Origin of the sequence: Actinoplanes palleronii (assembly GCF_016862315.1) — a bacterium.
Classification (GTDB): Bacteria; Actinomycetota; Actinomycetes; order Mycobacteriales; family Micromonosporaceae; genus Actinoplanes; species Actinoplanes palleronii.
In genome coordinates, this window is sequence record NZ_BOMS01000085.1 from 67,346 (window position 1) to 83,827 (window position 16,482).

A 16,482-nucleotide genomic window follows, 5' to 3' on the forward strand; every position below is an offset into this window, starting at 1 on the left:
GCTTACTTGATGGTTACGGCCTTGCTGGCGGAGTAGCCCGAGTTGATACCCATGCCACTGTTGCCGGAGACCATGGCGCGGACCGTCAGCTTGGTCTTCGACTTGAAGGACCAGGAGCCCTTGTAGCCGGTGCTGGTGGTCTTGCCGGAGGCCAGGGTGACCCACTTGCCACCGGTCCACCGCTGGATGGTGACCGTCTGGCCGGTGGCCTTCGGGTTACCGGCGACCATGACGTTGAGCTTGCCCTTCGTCGAGGTCGCGGTCAGGGCCGGAGCCTGGGTCAGCTTGACCATCTTGACCGCGGAGTTGACCTCCTCGGACCGGACGACGAACGTCCAGCCCTGGGAGATCTGCCGGGCGCCGAACTTGTACTCGCCCGAGCTGTTCGCCGTGACGTTGGCGAGCCACTTCGTCTTGGTCGGGTCGGTGGTGGGCAGCGGCGCACCCCAGAGCTCGACGACCGAGCCGGGAGCGGCCTTACCCCACGCGGTGACCCCGCCGACGCCCTTGGCCGGACCGGAGAGCATCAGGGTCGGTGTGACCGACGCTGCGTCATCCGACTTGATCGTGACGGTGGAGTCGCCGTTGATGACCGAGGCGCCCAGCGGGCCGGGGTTACCCAGCCGCACCGTGAAGGTCTCGTTGTCTTCCTTGGCCTTGTCATCGATCAGCGGGACCTTGATGCTGGCCTTCATGGTGCCCGGCGGCACGGACAGCGTGCCCTTGGACATCGTGTAGTCCTTGCCGGCCATCGCCGTGCCGTTCTCGGTCCACCAGGGGATCGTCACGGTCTGCGTGGTCGAGGTCGCCTCGCCGGTGAAGGCCAGGTCGACCGGGACCATCGCCCAGCCGTCCTTCTCGTTGGACGACACGTCGGCGACCGAGGCGGCCGGCGGGGTGTCCAGCGGGTCGTCCGCGATCTTCACGATCGCGGTCGAGGTGGTGAAGCCCTTCAGGACCGACGAGACCTCGTTGGCCGTGACCGAGAAGGTCTCGACCGGCTCGTCGATGTCGTCGTTCAAGAGGTTGAACGCCGGCAGGGTGAACGGCACCGTCATCTTGGACAGCGCGCCCTCGTACCCGACGGGGACGGTGGCGATGGCGCTGGCGAGGCCGGTCGGGATCTCGAAGTCGGACCCGACGGTCGCCGGGTCAGTACCGGTGCTGCCGGCGGTGAAGCCGATGTCGTACTGGTACTGGGACTGACCGACCACGGTGGGAGCGACGGTGACCGTGCCACCCTCGGTGCCGCTGGCGGTCGCGAAGGTCAGCTTCGGCTGCTGGTCGTCGTTGCCGATGGTCACCCGCGACTGGGTCACACTGTCGCCGGTGGTGCCCACGTTGCCCGAGCCGACGAACGTGACGGTGAACGTCTCGTCCCGCTCGTAGACCGCGTCACCGTTGACCGGCACCTCGAAGTAACCGGTCGTCTCGCCGGCCTTGATCGTGGCGGTCAGGCTCTTCGGCAGGTCGTAGTCGTTCGAGCCCGCCGCGGTGCCGGCCTCGACCGCGCTGACGTCCGCGATCGTCGCGGTGAAGGTCGCGTCCGTCCCGGCCGCGCTGCTCAGCTTGATCGGGACCCGGGCGAGCGTGGTACCGCTGTTGCCCTCCTGGACGGTCGCGTCCGCGGTGGTCCAGATCGGCGCCGAGTCGTCGTCGTCGATGATGAACGTGAGGTCACCGAGGCTGGCGTCGTCGGCGACGCCGCTCGTGCTGGTCACGTGCAGCTTGAAGGTCTCGTCGTCCTCGGCGATCCGGTCACCGATGATGCTGACCGGGATCTGCAGCGCCTTCGTGCCGTCGGAACCGTCGGAACCCGCCGGGATCGTGATGCTTCCCGACTTGCCCACGTAGTCGACACCGTTCTTGGCGGTTCCGTCGACGAAGGAGTAGCTCAGCGTCGCCGGCAGTGGAGAATCGCTGGCGAACTTGACGTAAATGATCTTGTCGGTCGGGCCGTTGCTGCCCTCGGTCCAGGTGTCCGACCCGGCGTTGAACGGCGTTTCGGCGCTGTACTCGACCGTCTGGCCGGCTTCCGCGTCGGTGATGGTGCCGTTCGCGCTGGCGGCGGTCCCGAGAGTGGCGTTCGAGCTGGCGTTGGCGATCGTGGCCCTGACGTTCTCCGGCCCTTCCCAGGTGCTGGCCGGTGCCACAAGGGTCGTGACCGGAACGTTCACCAGCTTGCCGTACTGCGGAATCGTCTTCGAGATGGCGGACTCGTTGGTGAAGTCCGTGCCGTTGGTGGCCGCGGGCGTGTTGCCGCTGACCGCGCCGGCCGAGGTGAAATCGAACGTGGTGGCCGTCTCCGAGGGGTTGGACAGCGACACCGGGAACGACAGGCGGGTGCCCTCCTTCGCCGACACGGAGTCGGCGATGCTGAGGGTCGGCTTGTCATCGTTGTCGGTGAGGGCCATCTCGACCACGTCCTGGCCGGAGACCCTGGCACCGCCCAGCACCGCGCGGCCGGTGTCCACCGCCACGTCGAAGTACTGGGTGTCGGTCTCGTCCGCGGTGTCGTCGTTGATCGAGACCGTCGTGGAGCCGGTCGTCTGGTTGGCCGGAATGGTAATCACGGCATCGGAGGCCAGCGCCGTGAAGTCCCGGAAGTCACCGCCGGTCGACCGAGCCCAGGTGGTCATGTAGTTGCCGGCGCTGAGAGCCGCCCGCGACGGGTCCGCCGTCTTCACCGGGATGACGACGTCGTGCGCCTGCGGATAGGTGGACTGCGCCGTGACGGTCACCGTCTTGGTGCTCTCGACGACCTTGGTCGAGCCACCGAGGGTGATGTCGTTGCTGCTCCAGGCCCAGATCGTGCCGGTGGCCGTCTCCACGCTGCTGTCGCCGGCACCGCCGTTGAGAGCCGAGTTCGTCGCGGTGACCGTGAACGTCTCGTCCACGGAGTCGGTGTCGATCTTCGTGGGAATCGTGATGGTGGCGGTACTGGGGCTACTCGCGCTCGATGCCAGGAACGTCACTGGCGTCGTGAACGCGTCGTTGTCGTAGTCCGTGGTGCCATCGGTCATGTTGAAGGCTGCGCTACCGGTAGCGGTGCCACCGCCCGTCGTGATGCCGAACGACGCCGGAACGTTCCCGGTGTAGGTCAGCTTGAAGACGAGGTCGCCGCCTTCCCAGTTCGCCGCACTCGTGATCGTCAGGTTGTCAGCGGCAGCCGCGAAGGCCGGCGTAGCAACGAAGACACCGGGGACAAGGCCAGCCGCGGAAGCAACAACGGTCGCCAGGACTGTCCGGATCCGCTTCCGTCCCCAGAGTGTCAACGGCACTCGCTCCTGCGACGCCGTTTGGATTGGTCGATGACGCATTCTCTTCCTGTCTCCTTCGGCGGCTGGGCTACCTCCAGCGGGGAGGCCCCTGGCTTTGCGCCCCCGCCTTACGACGGGTTTGCCTGTTCGGGTACCGCACCTAGGGCGGTTGGGGGTGCCGGCGTGACCGGCCCTCAGCAGCGCAAACACGGGACTTACGAGCCACGTGAGGCGGAGCCATACGTAATCTAACCGGCATATCAGCCCCTTTTCGGCGGAACGCCTTTTTCCGGCAGAGAGACCTTCACGTGCTCGGGTCACGGAGGTCGGGCCGGGCGCGAGGGTACCCACGACAACGGCTGCCAGCGGGGAAAACCGGGTTACTTGACCTTGACGGTTTCGGGGTCCGAAGCGCCGGAGAGCACGCCGATCGAGGGCGTGGAAGCGATCACGGCCCGGTACACGTACGTACCGCCGGACTTCAGCGACCGCAGCGTGGTGGTGTACTTCCCGGCCCGATTGAGCTCGCCGGTGTCGACCTCTCGCCACTCGCCGGACACCCGCCGCTGGATGATCACCCGTTGGCCGGGCTCGTCCGGGTCGCCCCGGACGGCCATCGTCACGGTGCCCTTCGAGGACGAGACCACCACGAGGGTCGGGTCCTGTTTCACCGAGACCGTACGAACCGGCGAGGTCAGCTTGTTGGCCCTGGTCATCACCCGGTATCCGAGGGCGAAGGTGAGGGTGAACCGGTAGACCCCGTCGTCGTCAGCCGTCGTCGTCATCGCCTCCCGGAACGAGCCACCGGACGTGCCGACCGCGCGGAGCAACTCGACCTGGGCGTTCGCCCCGGCGACCCCGGACAGCGTGACCCTGCCGGGGCCGACGATGCTGGCCGGTGCGGTCAGCGTGGGCGCGGACGGCTTGTCGTCATCGGTGATGGTGACCTTGCCGTCCGGCTTGGCCAGGGTGACGCCGGCCGGGGACGGCGCTCCCAGTCGTACGGTGAATGTCTGTGTCGCCTCGTCCCGCTTGTCGGCCAGGACCGGAACGCGGATGGTGCCCGTCGAAGACAGTGAGGTCAGCGTCAGCTGACCGCTCGACGTGGTGTAATCCTTGCCCGCGTCGGCCGTGCCACCGACGGTCGCCCAGGGCACCGTGATGGTCCGCTCGGTCGCCTTGGTGCCTCCGCTGAAAGTCAGGGAAACGGCCAGCTCGGCCGACCCGTCGCTCTCCCCCACCATCGCGTCGCCGATCGTGACAGCCGGCGGGGTGTCGGCCGGGTCGTCGGCGACCTGGAAGGTCAGCACGTTCCCGCCGAAGGAGACCCTGAGGGTCTCGGTGTCCTCGTCGGTGGCGTCCCGGTTGAAGTGGATCGAGCCGAGTTTGACCTTGCTGCCGCTGAGCGTGCCGCCCGGGATCGTGACCTCGTCGTCGGTCAGGTCGTAGTCGGTGTTCTCGGCGGACGTGGCGACCACCGGGCTGTCGAAGGTCAGGTCGCGCTGCGCTACCCCCGTGATCGTTCCGGCCAGCTCGAACGTGTCACCCTCCATGAGCGCCGCCGAGGTCTGGTTCAGCGTGATCGCCGGTTTGGTCTCGTCGTCCGTGATCGTCAGCTGGCCCTGCTGGGCCGGGCCGGCGGCGTCCAACTCGCCGGCGGCGAGTTCCACGGACAGCCGGGCCGACTCGTCGCCCTCCCAGACGGTGTCCTGGCGGATCGGCACGTCGAGCGTGGCGCTCGTGCTGCCCGCCGGGATCCGCAGCGCCCGGGGCGGGTCGGTGTAGTCGGTCTCGCCATCGTCGTTCCCGCCGGGCGTGGCGGTGCCCGGCTGCATGCCGACGGTGAAGTCGACGGCCTCCTGCGCCGGCGCACTGAGCGTGACCTTGAAGCTCGCGGTGCCGCCCTCGGCGGCAAGCACGTCGCCGGTCACCGCGAACGATGGCACCGGCAGGTTCCGATCGTTCTCCAGAATGGTGACGGTGCCAGTGCCCGCTCCGACGGTGGCGCCGGCCGGACCGGCCGACAGCACCTGGACCTGGAAGTACTCGCTCGTCTCGACGCGGATGTCGTCGACGATCGGGATGTGGATCACGGCATCGCGCCCGCCGGCCGGCAGGGTCAACGATCCCTCGGCGGTGGCGAAATAGTCGGCGGTGTCCGCGGTGCCGGGCAGGATGCGGTAGGCGACTGTCACCGGCTGCTCGCTGGCGGTCGCGCCGTTGCCGCCGGCGAAGGCCAGCCGGACCGGTACGTCGGCGACGCCGGCGTTCTCCTGCACGCTCACGTCCCCGACCGAGACGGTGGGCGGCAGGTCGGCGGGGTCGTCCGTGATGGTGTACGTCGTGACGACCGGGTCGACCCCCTCCACGGTCGTGTTGGTCGCGGTCATCGTCAGGGTTTCGACCGGCTCGTCGATGGCGTCGTCGAGCAGGTAGATCGTGTGGATCGACACCGGACCCGCACTGCCCCTGGCGATGGACCCGAACGTCTCGAGGTCGTCCACCGAGTAGTCGTCGGCCTCGGCCGGGTTCGCCCCGCCGCTGGTCGCGCCGGTGAACGTCAGGTCGTAGAGCATGTCGTTCTGCGCCGGCCCGCTCGGCGTGGCGATCACGTCGATCTCGTCACCCTCCGCACCTGGCGCCGCGTTGAGCGTGATCGTCGGCACCGACTCGTCGTCGGCGATAATGATCTTGCTGGTCTGCTCGGCCCCGGTCGCGTCGGCCTCCTCGTCCAGCAGTCTCACCGTCACCGCCACGTCTTCGGTGGCCTCGTACACCTCGTTGTCGGTGATCGACATGTCGATCGTGGCGGTTCGCTGCCCGGCGGGGATGGTCAGGATCCCGTCGTCCGGCGCTGAGAAGTCGTCGGTGTCGGCGGTCCCCTCCCCTATCGACATGTCCAACTCGACGTCGCCGGGTGCCGCGGCGCTCAGTGTGACGGTGACCCGGGCGTAGGCGTCGTCCCCCTCGGTGACCTGCACTTCAGGGGATACGCCGAAGGTCGGCAGGTCGGCGGAGTCGACGATCGTGGCGGCGGTCTGGCTCGGGTTGCTCCCCGAGGCGTTGACCAGGTTGCTCAGATCGACGACTACTGTTTCGCCACCCTCCTCGACGTCGTCCGCGACCGTTTCGAACGTGATCGGCTCCTGCAGGTGGTCCGGCGCGAAGACGAGCCTGCCGGACGTGTCACCCGCGTAGTCGACATCTTCGGTAGCCGTGCCTTCAGCCGTTTCCGGGTTGAGCGCGTAGTCGACCTCGACCGTCTTCTCGGTCTTGGTGGCGGTGTTCCACGGCATGCCGGCGAAGCTGAGCCGGACCGGGAGCGAGGCGCTCTGGCCTTCGACGATCCGGGCGGGGTCGGGCGCCATGACGTTCGGTCCCAGCTCGGTGCTCGCGTCCTCGATGGTCGACGTCGCCGAGAACGTGCCCAGTGCGCCGTCGGCACCCAGCTTGACGACGACGTCGACGGTCTCCGGGAACTCGTCGGTCTGGTCGACCAGCAGATCGGCGGCGCCCAGGTCGATGTGGTCGTCCCCGGGCTCGATCGAACCGGAGAGCACCAGGTCGCCGGTGGTGAAGTCGCCGGCCTCCGCCGGGTCGCCGGACGTGCCCGGCTTCACCTCCGCGGTCCACAGGATCGAGTCCTGCCCCGCGTTGCTCACGTCGGCGCCGAGCTCGACGTGGGCGCCCTCCTCCTGGTCGAACGTCCGGACGTCCAGTCGCGTCGGGGCGGTGTCGTCGTCCTCGATCGAGAGGGTGGCGGTCGAGCCCGTCTCCTCCCCGTCCAGGACCACGGTGAGGGTCGCCGTCTCGGTGGTTTCGTAGACCTCGTCGTCGAGGATCGGCACCTCGATCTCGCCGGTCTGGGACATGGCCGGAATCGTCAGTTCGACCGGCGGCGGGGTGTAGTCCCCCGCGGCGGTGCTCTGGTCGGCGATCGAGACGTCGAAGTGCACGTCCTCGGCGGCCGGCTCGGTCAGCGTGACGGTGAACGTGGCCGGATCCGCCTGGCCCTCGGTGGCCGCCACCTCGGATGTGACGGTGAAGTCCGGCCGGACCCGGTTGGTGATGGTGATGGGGACGGGGTTCTTGACGAGGCCGCCGGCGCTCTGCGGATCGCTCAGCTCGAGGCTGAGGGTTTCGTCGGTCTCCACGTCGGCGTCGGCCTCGGTGGTCACGTGGATGCTCCCGGCGGTCGAGCCCGGCTCGAAGGCAAGGGTGCCGCTGGTCTCGCCGCTGTAGTCCGAGCCGGAGGTGGCGTCGACGGAGGACAGCGTCCAACTCGCCGACACCGGCTTCTCGGTCCTGGTAGCGGTGTTGCCGGGCACGTCGTCGAAGTCGAGGGAGTACGGCACGTCGAAGGAGGCGCCCTCCTTGAGGGTGACCGGGTCGGACCCGACGATGAGCGGCGGCAGGTCGGAGTCCTTGTCCTCGATCGTCTGCAGGTTGCCGGACGGGTACCCGTTCATGTTCAGGTCACCCAGATCGACCACGACGTTGAAGGTCTCCGCGAATTCGTCGGCCTGGTCCTCGGCCAGGCTGACCGTGCCCAGATCGACGTGCCCGTCTCCTGGCTGGATCGTTCCGGAGGCGACCACGCTGGCGGAGAAATCGGCAAACGCCGCCGGGCGGCCGGCTTCGACCCAGGCCGGGAACACCGACGCGGTCCAGGGGATCGGTTCCTGCGTCTCACCGATCACCAGCGCGTCGAGCACCATCGTCGTGCCCTCGGCCTGGGTGAGCGCCGGGACCGCCACCCCCGGCGCGTGGTCGTCGTTCGTGATGGTCAGCGTGGCGCTTGCCTCGCCGGACACCGGGGATTGCCCGTCCGCCGGTGCCACCGAGACGACGGCGGTCTCGTCCTTCTCGAAGATGTCGTCCCCGATGACCGTCACCGCGAAGTCTTCGCTCTTCTTGCCGCCGGGAATCGTCACCGTGTCCGGCACGGCGTAGTCCGCGCCGCCCACCGTGCCGGCCGGCTGCACCGCGGTGTCGTCGTCGCCGGTCACCTTCAGGATGATCGGGGTGCTGCTGGGGTTGCTCAGCTCCACGGTGAACGGCACGTCGTGCGGGCCCGTCTCGGCGCTGCCCTCGTCCAGCACGGTGCCGAAGGTGAGCGAGGCAACCGTCGGCGCGGCGTCGTCGTCCGGGATCGTGATCTCGTGCGGGCCGGTCCCCTCCCCCACCTCGTGCCCCGGGCTGTCCACCACGAAGGAGTACGTCTCACCGCCCGGTTCGTAGACGTCGTCGCCCATGATCGGCACTGCCACCTGCTTGGCGGTGTCCGCGGCGTCGAAGGTCAGGTCGCCGTCGAGCGCCAGGAAGTCGTCGTCCACGGTCGCGGTTCCGTCGGCCTCGGTGTGCACGTGCACCGTGACCGGCCCGTCCGGCGCCGGACTCAGCATGACGTTGATGTACTGACTGATCGAGTCCGACGTGCCTTCCGCCAGGCCGTCTTCGACGCTGATCGTGATGGTGTAGTCGCCGTCCGCGCGGGCGGGCGGGGCGAACACGAAGATGCCCGGAAGCGTGCCGAGTGCCGCGGCGGCCGCGACCGAGAGTGCACTCCGAAACCTCGACGGCGACCACAACCGCGGGGGGACCCGATAACGCATGCGCTTCTCCTCTGATCGCCACCATCGGGCGAGAGGCCGAAAGATCGGACCGTGATCAGCGCATTGAGCTGCTAAAACGCGTCACACCGGATGAGTATGGCCGCCACCGGCGGGCATATCCGGCTGTTCCCGGTTTCCGCGCCCATCGATCACCGCGGTTGCCGTGTACCAGTCCGCGCGTCCCGCTACAGCAGGTCGTGCCGCATCGCGGTGGTCACCGCGGCCGTGCGGTCCGCCACGTCGAGCTTGTTGAAGACCCGCAGCAAATGCGTTTTCACGGTCGCCTCCGCGATGAACAACCGCTTCCCGATGTCGGCGTTCGTCAGCCCCGCCGCCACCAGTCGCAGCACCTCGGTCTCCCGGGCCGACAGCGCCGGCGGCGCCGGGCTCCGCACCTGCCGCACCAGCGTCGACGCGACGCTGGGCGCCAGCACCGTCTCCCCCCGCGCCGCCGCCCGTACCGCCTCGGCCAGTTCGGCCGGTGTCGCGTCCTTGAGCAGATAGCCGCTGGCGCCGGCTTCGATCGCGCGCAGGATGTCGCGGTCCGACTCGTAGGTGGTCAGCACCATCACCCGGATGCCCGGGTCGGCGGCCAGGATCCGGCCGGTCGCTTCGACGCCGTCGCCGCCGGGCATCCGCAGGTCCATCAGGACGATGTCGGGACGCTCACGGAGCGCGAGGTCGGCGCCCTCGGCACCGGAGGAGGCCTCGCCGATCACGGTCAGGTCCGGTTCGGCGTCGAGCATGCCGCGCAACCCCATGCGTACGACGGGGTGGTCGTCGACGAGCAGAATCCGGATCACGCGGGGACCTCCAGTTCGACGGTGGTGCCGGTGTCCGGATCGCTGCGCACGGTCAAGGTGCCACCCACCTGCTCGGCCCGTGCCCGCATGCCGCGCAGCCCGAACCCGCCCACCGCCCCGGCATCGAACCCGCACCCGTCGTCCCGCACCACCACCCGGGCTGCGGACGGCGAATAGGCGAGCAGCACACCCACCTCGTTCGCCCGGGCGTGCCGACGCACGTTGGTCAGCGCCTCCTGAGCCGCCCGCAGCAGCACCACCTCCACGGCGGTCGGCAGATCGCGGGGCTCCCCCGTCGTACGAAATAGGGCTTGAACTCCGGTTTCCTCGGTGAAACGCGCGGCCTGGCGGCGTACCGAATCCAGCAGACCGGAATCCAGCGCGGACGGTGCGAGGGCGGCGACCAGGGACCGGCTCTCCGCCAGATTCTCCTTCGCGGTGCGGACCGCGAGCGCCAGGCGTTCGTCGCGCAGCCCCGGATCGGCGGCCTGGACCAGCGTGATGATGCTGGTGAAGCCCTGCGCCAGGGTGTCGTGGATCTCGCCGGCCAGGCGGGTCCGCTCGGCGGTGACGCCGGCCTCGTGGGAGAGCCGGGCCACCTCGGCGCGGCTCTCCTCGAGCTCGGCGATCAGGTTGGCGCGGTCGGTGCTCTGCCGGATCACCTGGATGATCCAGAATCCGAGCAGGATGCCGGCGGTCGCCGAGATCGCCGCGATGACCAGGTCCATCAGCACACTGCCGGACCCGGTCACCAGATCGGCGACGACCGGCACCGCGTTCGCCGCCACCACCGCGACGATCGCGACCCGCAGCGAGGCCAGCTGGAAGGCCATCGGGATGATCACGAAGAGCAGCCAGGTGGCGACCGGCAACGCGATCACCACCACGGCGAACAGCACGATGTGGCAGGTCAGGACGGCGAACGAGAGCACGTCGTCCCGACCGGTTCGGATCAGCCGCGCGCCGATCGTGACGTGCAGCAGGACCATCGCGGCGACCGTGCCGAGGCTGAGCCACTTCCGCTCGGCGGAGGTGTCGGTCAGCAAGATCGCGGCCGCTACGGCGATCTCGATCGCGATGAAGTAGAGGTCCCACAGCCGGGCCAGGGACGGCGGGGCGGCCGATGGTGCGGTCATCGGTCCTTTTCGCTCCATCGGAAGGTCGCCAGGCACAGCACCAATCCGATCACACACCACGCGCCGAGCACCATGGCGATCCGCCCGAGTTCCCAGGCACCGGCCGCTTCCAGGGACTTCATGCTGTCCGGCAGGAAGACGTACCGGAAGCCCTGCGCCATCCACTTGACCGGGAAGAGCGAGGCGACGGTGATCAGCCAGGTCGGCAGCTGGGTGATCGGGTGGATGAAGACGCCCGAGATGAACTGCAGGATCACCACCGGGACGTTCAGGATCGCACCGGCGCTGCGGGCGTGCTTGACGATGCCGCTGACCGCGACGCCGAGCAGGGTGCAGACGATCACCGACAGGCCGAACAGCCAGGCGAAGGTGAGCCAGTGACTCGCGTCCGGCAGCGGCATGTCGAAGACCACGACCCCGACCAGGATCAGCAGCGCCGCCTCCGCGACGGCCATGGTCAAAACCAAAATCAACTTCCCGATCAGGTACGACGTGAGCGGCAACGGCGTGCCCCGCAGCCGCTTCAGCGTCCCGTCCTCACGGTCCATCGCCAGGCCCGCGCCCATCGTGACGAAGCCGGTGGTGAGGATGCCGTAGGCGAGCATGCTCGACGCGTACACCTGGCTGGCGCTGACCCCGGCCTGGTCGTACGAGTCGCCGAAGATCGTCCCGAACAGCAGCAGGAGCAGCGCCGGGAACAGGAACGTGAAGACCACCGAGGTGCGGTCGCGGAGGAACTGCAGGACCTCCACGTGGCCCCGGGCCAGGCTCATGCTCGTCATTTCCGCGCTCCGATCAGGGTGAGGTAGGTGTCCTCGAGGGTGGGCCGGGTGACCGTCAGGGTGCGCAGGTCGGCGCCGTCGGCGACCAGCTTGCGGAGCAGCTCGGTGGGGTCGGCGAGCTGCTCGGTCCGGGTCCGGTCGCCCTCCTGCCAGCTCACCTTGGCGCCGGCCGCGGCCCGTCCGCCCAGCGTCGCCGGGGTGCCCTCGGCGACGATCTGCCCGCCGGCCAGCACCGCGAGCCGGTCCGCGAGCGCCTCGGCCTCGTCCAGGTAGTGGGTGGTGAGCAGGATCGTGGTGCCGTCACCGGCCAGGGTGCGGATCAGGTCCCAGAACTGGCGGCGCGCCTCCGGGTCGAACCCGGTGGTCGGCTCGTCCAGGAAGAGCAGCTCGGGGCGGCCGACGATGCCGAGTGCCACGTCGACGCGACGGCGCTGGCCGCCGGAGAGCGTACGGATCTTGCTGGTCTTCTTGGCGGTCAGGCCGACCAGCTCGATCACCTCGTCGGCCGTGCGCGGCTCCGGGTAGAAACCGGCGACGTGCCGCACCATCTCGGTCACCGTGAGGTCGGCGGCGTCGTCGGCGTCCTGCAGCACGATGCCGATCCGGGAGCGCCAGGACCGGCCCGCCGTGCCCGGGTCCTCGCCGAGCACCCGCACGTCACCGCCGTTGCGGCGCCGGTGCCCCTCCAGGATCTCGACGGTGGTGGTCTTGCCGGCGCCGTTCGGGCCGAGCAGCGCGAAGATCTCGCCGCGGGCGACGACCAGGTCGATCCCGGCGACGGCCTCTCTGCCTTGATAGGTCTTCCGCAGACCCGTTACCTCGATCGCTTCCATACCGACGATCGTCCCGTTCCGGGCGGTTCCGGCGGGACGACCGCGCGGGGGTCAGCGGTTGTCCACCGATCGATGGACAGCCGCCGTCCACTCCGTCTTGGAAAGATCACTCCCAGCGGAATTTGCGGGCGGCTGCGGTCAGCCAGACGACCGCCCACGCGCCCAGCGCCAGCCAGATCGACAGCGGGATGCTGCCACCGCCGCTGAGCGTGTCCCGCAGCGCCTCGGCGTGCGCGGCCAGCGGCAGCAGGAACCAGCCGGCCGTGCCCAGGTCCGGCGCGGCGAACATGATCCCGCCGACCGAGAGCATCAGCACGTAGATCAGCGTGGCCGCGCCGGTGGTGGTCTCCGGCTTCAGCACGCTGGCCAGCAGCAACGCCAGGCCGCTGTATCCGGCCGCGGCCAGCACGGTCACCCCGGCCGCGGGCAGCAGGTGGCTCAGCTCCGGCCGCCAGCCGACCACCACACCGACCAGGCCCAGGAACAGCACCTGGAACACGATCTGGACCAGCACCGCGGCGGTCTTGGCGAGCAGCAGGCCCGGGCGGGTCAGCGGGGAGGCGCCGAGGCGCTTCAGGACGCCGTAGCTGCGCTCGTACCCCGTGGTGATCGCCTGGCCGGTGAAGGCGGTCGACATCACGGTCAGCGCCAGCACGCCGGGAACCACAAAACCCAGGCGGTCGTCGGTCGGCAGGTTCGTGGCATGCGTCAGGCCCGCTCCGAGCAAAACCAGCAGGGGTACGCCCATGGCCAGCACGACTGCCTCGCCCCGCCGCGCGGTGAGCACCAGTTCCATCCGGATCTGACGGGCGATGACGGTGCGCATCGGTGCCCGGCCGGGTGCCGGTGCGAACGTTCCGGTGCTCACTTCGCGGCTCCAACCGTGGTGGTGGTCTGCCGGGTCAGCGACAGGTAGACGTCCTCGAGGGTGCGGCGGCGGCTGCTCAACGCCGTGACGTGCGCGTCCACCCCGGCGAACCAGCCCAGCACGTCGGCCAGCGCGCGGGTGTCCAGGGCGCCGGTGATCGCGTACTCCCCGGGTGAGCTCTCGGCGACCTCGTGGCGGGCCTTCAACCCGGTCAGGTCGAGACCCGGGTCGGCGCGCACCTCGAGCAGGTCGATCCCGGCCGCGGCGGTCAGCTCGGCCGGCGTGCCGGTCGCCGCCACCTGGCCGGACCGCATGATCACCACGTCGTCGGCGAGGCGCTCGGCCTCGTCGAGCAGGTGCGTGGTGAGCAGCACGGAGACGCCGTCGGCGCGCAGCTCCTCGATCAGCTGCCAGGTGGTGTGCCGGGCCTCGGTGTCCATCCCGGCCGTCGGCTCGTCGAGGAAGACCAGCTCGGGGCGGCCGACCAGGGCGACCGCGAGACTCAACCGCTGCTGCTCGCCCCCGGAGAGCCGGCGGAACCGGGTCTTCTCCACTGCGCGGAGTCCGAGCCGGTCGATCAGCATCTCGGTGTCCAGCGGGTTCGCGGCGAACGAGGCGAACAGGCGCAGGATCTCCCCGGCCGCGGCCCACGGGTAGACGCCGCCGGACTGCAGCATGATGCCCAGGCGCGGCATCAGCGCGTCGTGCTCGGCGACCGGGTCCATCCCGAGGATCCGCACAGTGCCGGCGTCCGGTTTGCGGAACCCCTCGCAGACCTGGAGCAGGCTGGTCTTGCCCGCACCGTTGTGACCCAGCAGCGCGAGCACCCGCCCGCGCGGGGCGCTGAGGGACACCCCGTCGACGGCTGTCGTGTCGCCGTAGCGCACCACGACGTCTCGTACCTCAACCGCGGCCACGTCGCCACCCACCATGAGCTCCGCCCATCCGATCCGCCTCCGGCCACCATACGGCGAGCCGAGCCGGTGCCCGATCTCGGCAAGCCCTCCGATGGTCTCCCTCACTCACTCTCGCCACCGGCCGCGCCCGCCGCGTCCTACCCAGGACCCCCTCACTCATCCTCCTCGCGGGTGGTGGGGTGGGCCGGGCGGGTTTCGGTAGGGTTCGCGGCATGAGTGAGCAGAGCCGCGTCGTGGAGATCTACACCGACGGGGCCTGCGCGCCGAATCCCGGCCCGGGCGGCTGGGGCGCCGTGCTCCGCTGGGGCAAGGCCGAAAAAGATCTGTGCGGCGGCGAGGCCGGCTCGACCACCAACAACCGGATGGAGCTGATGGCCCCGATCCGCGCCCTGGAGACCCTGAACCGCGCCCCGCTGGTCGTCGACATCTACACGGACAGCGTCTACGTCCGGGACGGCATCACCAAGTGGGTGTCACGCTGGCGCGCCAACGGCTGGCAGACCTCCGCCCGCCAGCCGGTCAAGAACGTGGACCTCTGGCAGCTCCTCGACGCCGCGGTCCGCCGGCACGAAGTTCGCTGGCACTGGGTGAAGGGCCACGCCGGCCACCCGGAGAACGAACGCGCCGACCGCCTGGCCACCCGCGGCCTCCAGGAAGCAGTAGCCGCCGCCTCCCCCACATAGCCGGCTCCGCCGCCGCTCTCCCGGCACCGCCGCTCCCGCCGCCGCGCTCGTGGCACCGCCGCTCCCGCCGCCGCTCTCCCGGCGCTGAGCCGCGATCTTGACGATTTGTGCGCATATTCGGCCGCGACTCACCACGATCGGGGAGTTCAGCGGTCGAGCGCGGCCAACGTACGCAAAAAAGCCTCGCGGTCGTCCGCCGGCAGGTCCCGCAGCATCACGTCCTCCGCGGCCCGAATCTCGGCCTGCACCGCCCCATGCCGAGCGTGACCGATATCGGTCAGCCCGAGCAGGCGCACCCGGCGGTCGGCCGGGTCGGGCTCACGCTCGATGAGCCCGCGCTGCTGCAGGTCGTCGAGCACCGGAATGAGCCGGGTCTTGTCCGCACCGATGCTCGCCGCCAGCGCCGCCTGGGTCCGCATCGGCCCGCTGGCCAGCGCGTTAAGCACGATGTAGGCCCACATCGACACCCCGTGCCGGGCCAGGATCGGCTGCTCCATCGCCAGCAGCCGCCGCCCCACCCGGGAAACCATCGCGCCGAGATCGTCCCTCTCCACTCGCGCAGCCTTTCACGCCCGCGACCTCTCCCCGCGCGACAGTCTCCGCGGCCCGGCACCGATCGGGGTTGACGAATAGTAGGCTTAGGTAGATCGTAGGCAGATGCCTACCATTACCGAGGACCTCCGTCAGATCCACGCCGCCGCCGTCCGCGCCACCGTCGACCTGGTCGCGCACGCCACCCCGGACGACCTCACCCGCCCGACACCCTGCGCCGGCTGGGACCTCGCCGCCCTGCTCGGGCACATGACCGCGCAGCACCACGGTTTCGCCGCCGCCGCTCACGGCCGCGGCGCCGACCTCACCGCCTGGACTCCGACGCGCCCCGACGCGGATTTTCTCCATCGGTACGCCGAGGCCACCACCGCGGTACTCGACGCCTTCGCACCGGCCGACGTCCTCGACCGCCCCTTCGACCTGCCCGAGTTGAGCACCGACCGCACCTTCCCCGGCCACCTGGCGCTCCGCTTCCACCTGGTCGACTACGTGGTGCACGGCTGGGACGTGGCGACGACCCTGTCCCTTCCCTACGCACCGAGCCCGGACACCCTGGCCGCCGCCCTCCCGATCGCCCGCGCCGTCCCCGACGGCCCCACCCGGCTGGCCCCGGACGCCGCGTTCGCCCCGGCTCACCCCGTCCTTCCCGGCACCGACCCGCTCACCGAGATCCTCCTGCTCCTGGGCCGCGACCCGTCCTGACCAGGCGTTTCTGCCTGACCCCGGCACCCACCTCCCCACGCCAACCAGAACGACCACTCCCGTGCACCCCCAGGCCTGAGCCAGGGCGGCACGCGCCCGCAATACCGAACTGCGTCCTTCCACCGCCCCCACAGGGGCACCAACCGCACACAAACCCCGCTCGCGCACCCATACCGCCCCCACCACCAAGCCAAGGGCAAAGCCACTCCCCGCCCGCGCCCAAAACCCCCACGCAACAGCCAGCCAACCAAGCGCGTGAAGTTACGGCGCCCAGCGCACCCAAAAACCCCACACAACAGGGCGCAACAACCAGCGTGTGAAGTTGCGGCGC

Annotated in this window: 11 protein-coding genes and 1 riboswitch; of the genes, 2 read left to right on the plus strand and 9 right to left on the minus strand. The window is 69.7% G+C overall.

All coding sequences use genetic code 11. The features are described from left to right. Positions 1-2: 2 nt before the first annotated feature. The 8 genes from Apa02nite_RS27245 to Apa02nite_RS27280 form a co-directional block, all read right to left on the minus strand. Positions 3-3,023, minus strand: coding sequence for a Calx-beta domain-containing protein (locus Apa02nite_RS27245; protein WP_203827501.1), 3,021 nt, complete (start codon positions 3,021-3,023; stop codon positions 3-5). Between the two features lie 312 nt (positions 3,024-3,335). Next, a riboswitch (cyclic di-GMP riboswitch) is annotated at positions 3,336-3,414 on the minus strand. 226 nt (positions 3,415-3,640) lie between these two features. Continuing rightward, the gene (locus Apa02nite_RS27250) at positions 3,641-8,875 is read right to left on the minus strand and encodes a Calx-beta domain-containing protein (RefSeq protein WP_203827502.1); all 5,235 of its coding nucleotides are present in this window, start codon (positions 8,873-8,875) and stop codon (positions 3,641-3,643) included. A gap of 185 nt (positions 8,876-9,060) precedes the next feature. Further along, entirely contained in the window at positions 9,061-9,678 is a 618-nt protein-coding gene (locus Apa02nite_RS27255) for a response regulator (protein WP_203827503.1), read from the minus strand. Continuing rightward, positions 9,675-10,814 (minus strand): sensor histidine kinase, encoded by a 1,140-nt coding sequence (locus tag Apa02nite_RS27260; protein WP_203827504.1) that lies wholly within the window; start codon positions 10,812-10,814, stop codon positions 9,675-9,677. Before Apa02nite_RS27260 ends, Apa02nite_RS27255 begins: the two co-directional genes overlap by 4 nt. Then, the gene (locus tag Apa02nite_RS27265) at positions 10,811-11,596 is read right to left on the minus strand and encodes an ABC transporter permease (protein ID WP_067684365.1); all 786 of its coding nucleotides are present in this window, start codon (positions 11,594-11,596) and stop codon (positions 10,811-10,813) included. Before Apa02nite_RS27265 ends, Apa02nite_RS27260 begins: the two co-directional genes overlap by 4 nt. After that, the gene (locus Apa02nite_RS27270) at positions 11,593-12,429 is read right to left on the minus strand and encodes an ABC transporter ATP-binding protein (protein WP_203827505.1); all 837 of its coding nucleotides are present in this window, start codon (positions 12,427-12,429) and stop codon (positions 11,593-11,595) included. The genes Apa02nite_RS27265 and Apa02nite_RS27270 overlap by 4 nt, the downstream gene beginning before the upstream one ends. A 106-nt stretch (positions 12,430-12,535) precedes the next feature. Further along, the gene (locus tag Apa02nite_RS27275) at positions 12,536-13,297 is read right to left on the minus strand and encodes an ABC transporter permease (protein ID WP_239164600.1); all 762 of its coding nucleotides are present in this window, start codon (positions 13,295-13,297) and stop codon (positions 12,536-12,538) included. Beyond that, positions 13,294-14,214, minus strand: a complete 921-nt coding sequence (locus tag Apa02nite_RS27280; RefSeq protein WP_239164601.1) for an ABC transporter ATP-binding protein — start codon at positions 14,212-14,214, stop codon at positions 13,294-13,296. Before Apa02nite_RS27280 ends, Apa02nite_RS27275 begins: the two co-directional genes overlap by 4 nt. A 212-nt stretch (positions 14,215-14,426) precedes the next feature. On the opposite strand from Apa02nite_RS27280, the gene rnhA reads away from it, so the two are divergent. Then, the gene (gene rnhA / locus Apa02nite_RS27285) at positions 14,427-14,897 is read left to right on the plus strand and encodes a ribonuclease HI (protein ID WP_203827506.1); all 471 of its coding nucleotides are present in this window, start codon (positions 14,427-14,429) and stop codon (positions 14,895-14,897) included. Between the two features lie 146 nt (positions 14,898-15,043). Here rnhA and Apa02nite_RS27290 read toward each other — a convergent pair whose 3' ends face one another. Further along, positions 15,044-15,451 carry a MarR family winged helix-turn-helix transcriptional regulator gene (locus tag Apa02nite_RS27290; RefSeq protein ID WP_239164602.1) on the minus strand — a complete coding sequence of 136 codons (408 nt, stop codon included), beginning with the start codon at positions 15,449-15,451 and terminating at the stop codon, positions 15,044-15,046. A 103-nt stretch (positions 15,452-15,554) separates the two neighbouring features. On the opposite strand from Apa02nite_RS27290, the gene Apa02nite_RS27295 reads away from it, so the two are divergent. Then, the gene (locus Apa02nite_RS27295; RefSeq protein WP_239164603.1) at positions 15,555-16,151 is read left to right on the plus strand and encodes a TIGR03086 family metal-binding protein; all 597 of its coding nucleotides are present in this window, start codon (positions 15,555-15,557) and stop codon (positions 16,149-16,151) included. Positions 16,152-16,482 lie beyond the last annotated feature (331 nt).

Coding starts and splice junctions, on each gene's coding strand:
- Apa02nite_RS27250 (WP_203827502.1), bottom strand. CDS start 8,875: ATGCGTTATCGGGTCCCCCCGCGGTTGTGGTCGCCGTCGAGGTTTCGG.
- Apa02nite_RS27260 (WP_203827504.1), bottom strand. CDS start 10,814: ATGACCGCACCATCGGCCGCCCCGCCGTCCCTGGCCCGGCTGTGGGAC.
- Apa02nite_RS27245 (WP_203827501.1), bottom strand. CDS start 3,023: ATGACCGATGGCACCACGGACTACGACAACGACGCGTTCACGACGCCA.
- rnhA (WP_203827506.1), top strand. CDS start 14,427: ATGAGTGAGCAGAGCCGCGTCGTGGAGATCTACACCGACGGGGCCTGC.
- Apa02nite_RS27270 (WP_203827505.1), bottom strand. CDS start 12,429: ATGGAAGCGATCGAGGTAACGGGTCTGCGGAAGACCTATCAAGGCAGA.
- Apa02nite_RS27295 (WP_239164603.1), top strand. CDS start 15,555: ATGCCTACCATTACCGAGGACCTCCGTCAGATCCACGCCGCCGCCGTC.
- Apa02nite_RS27265 (WP_067684365.1), bottom strand. CDS start 11,596: ATGACGAGCATGAGCCTGGCCCGGGGCCACGTGGAGGTCCTGCAGTTC.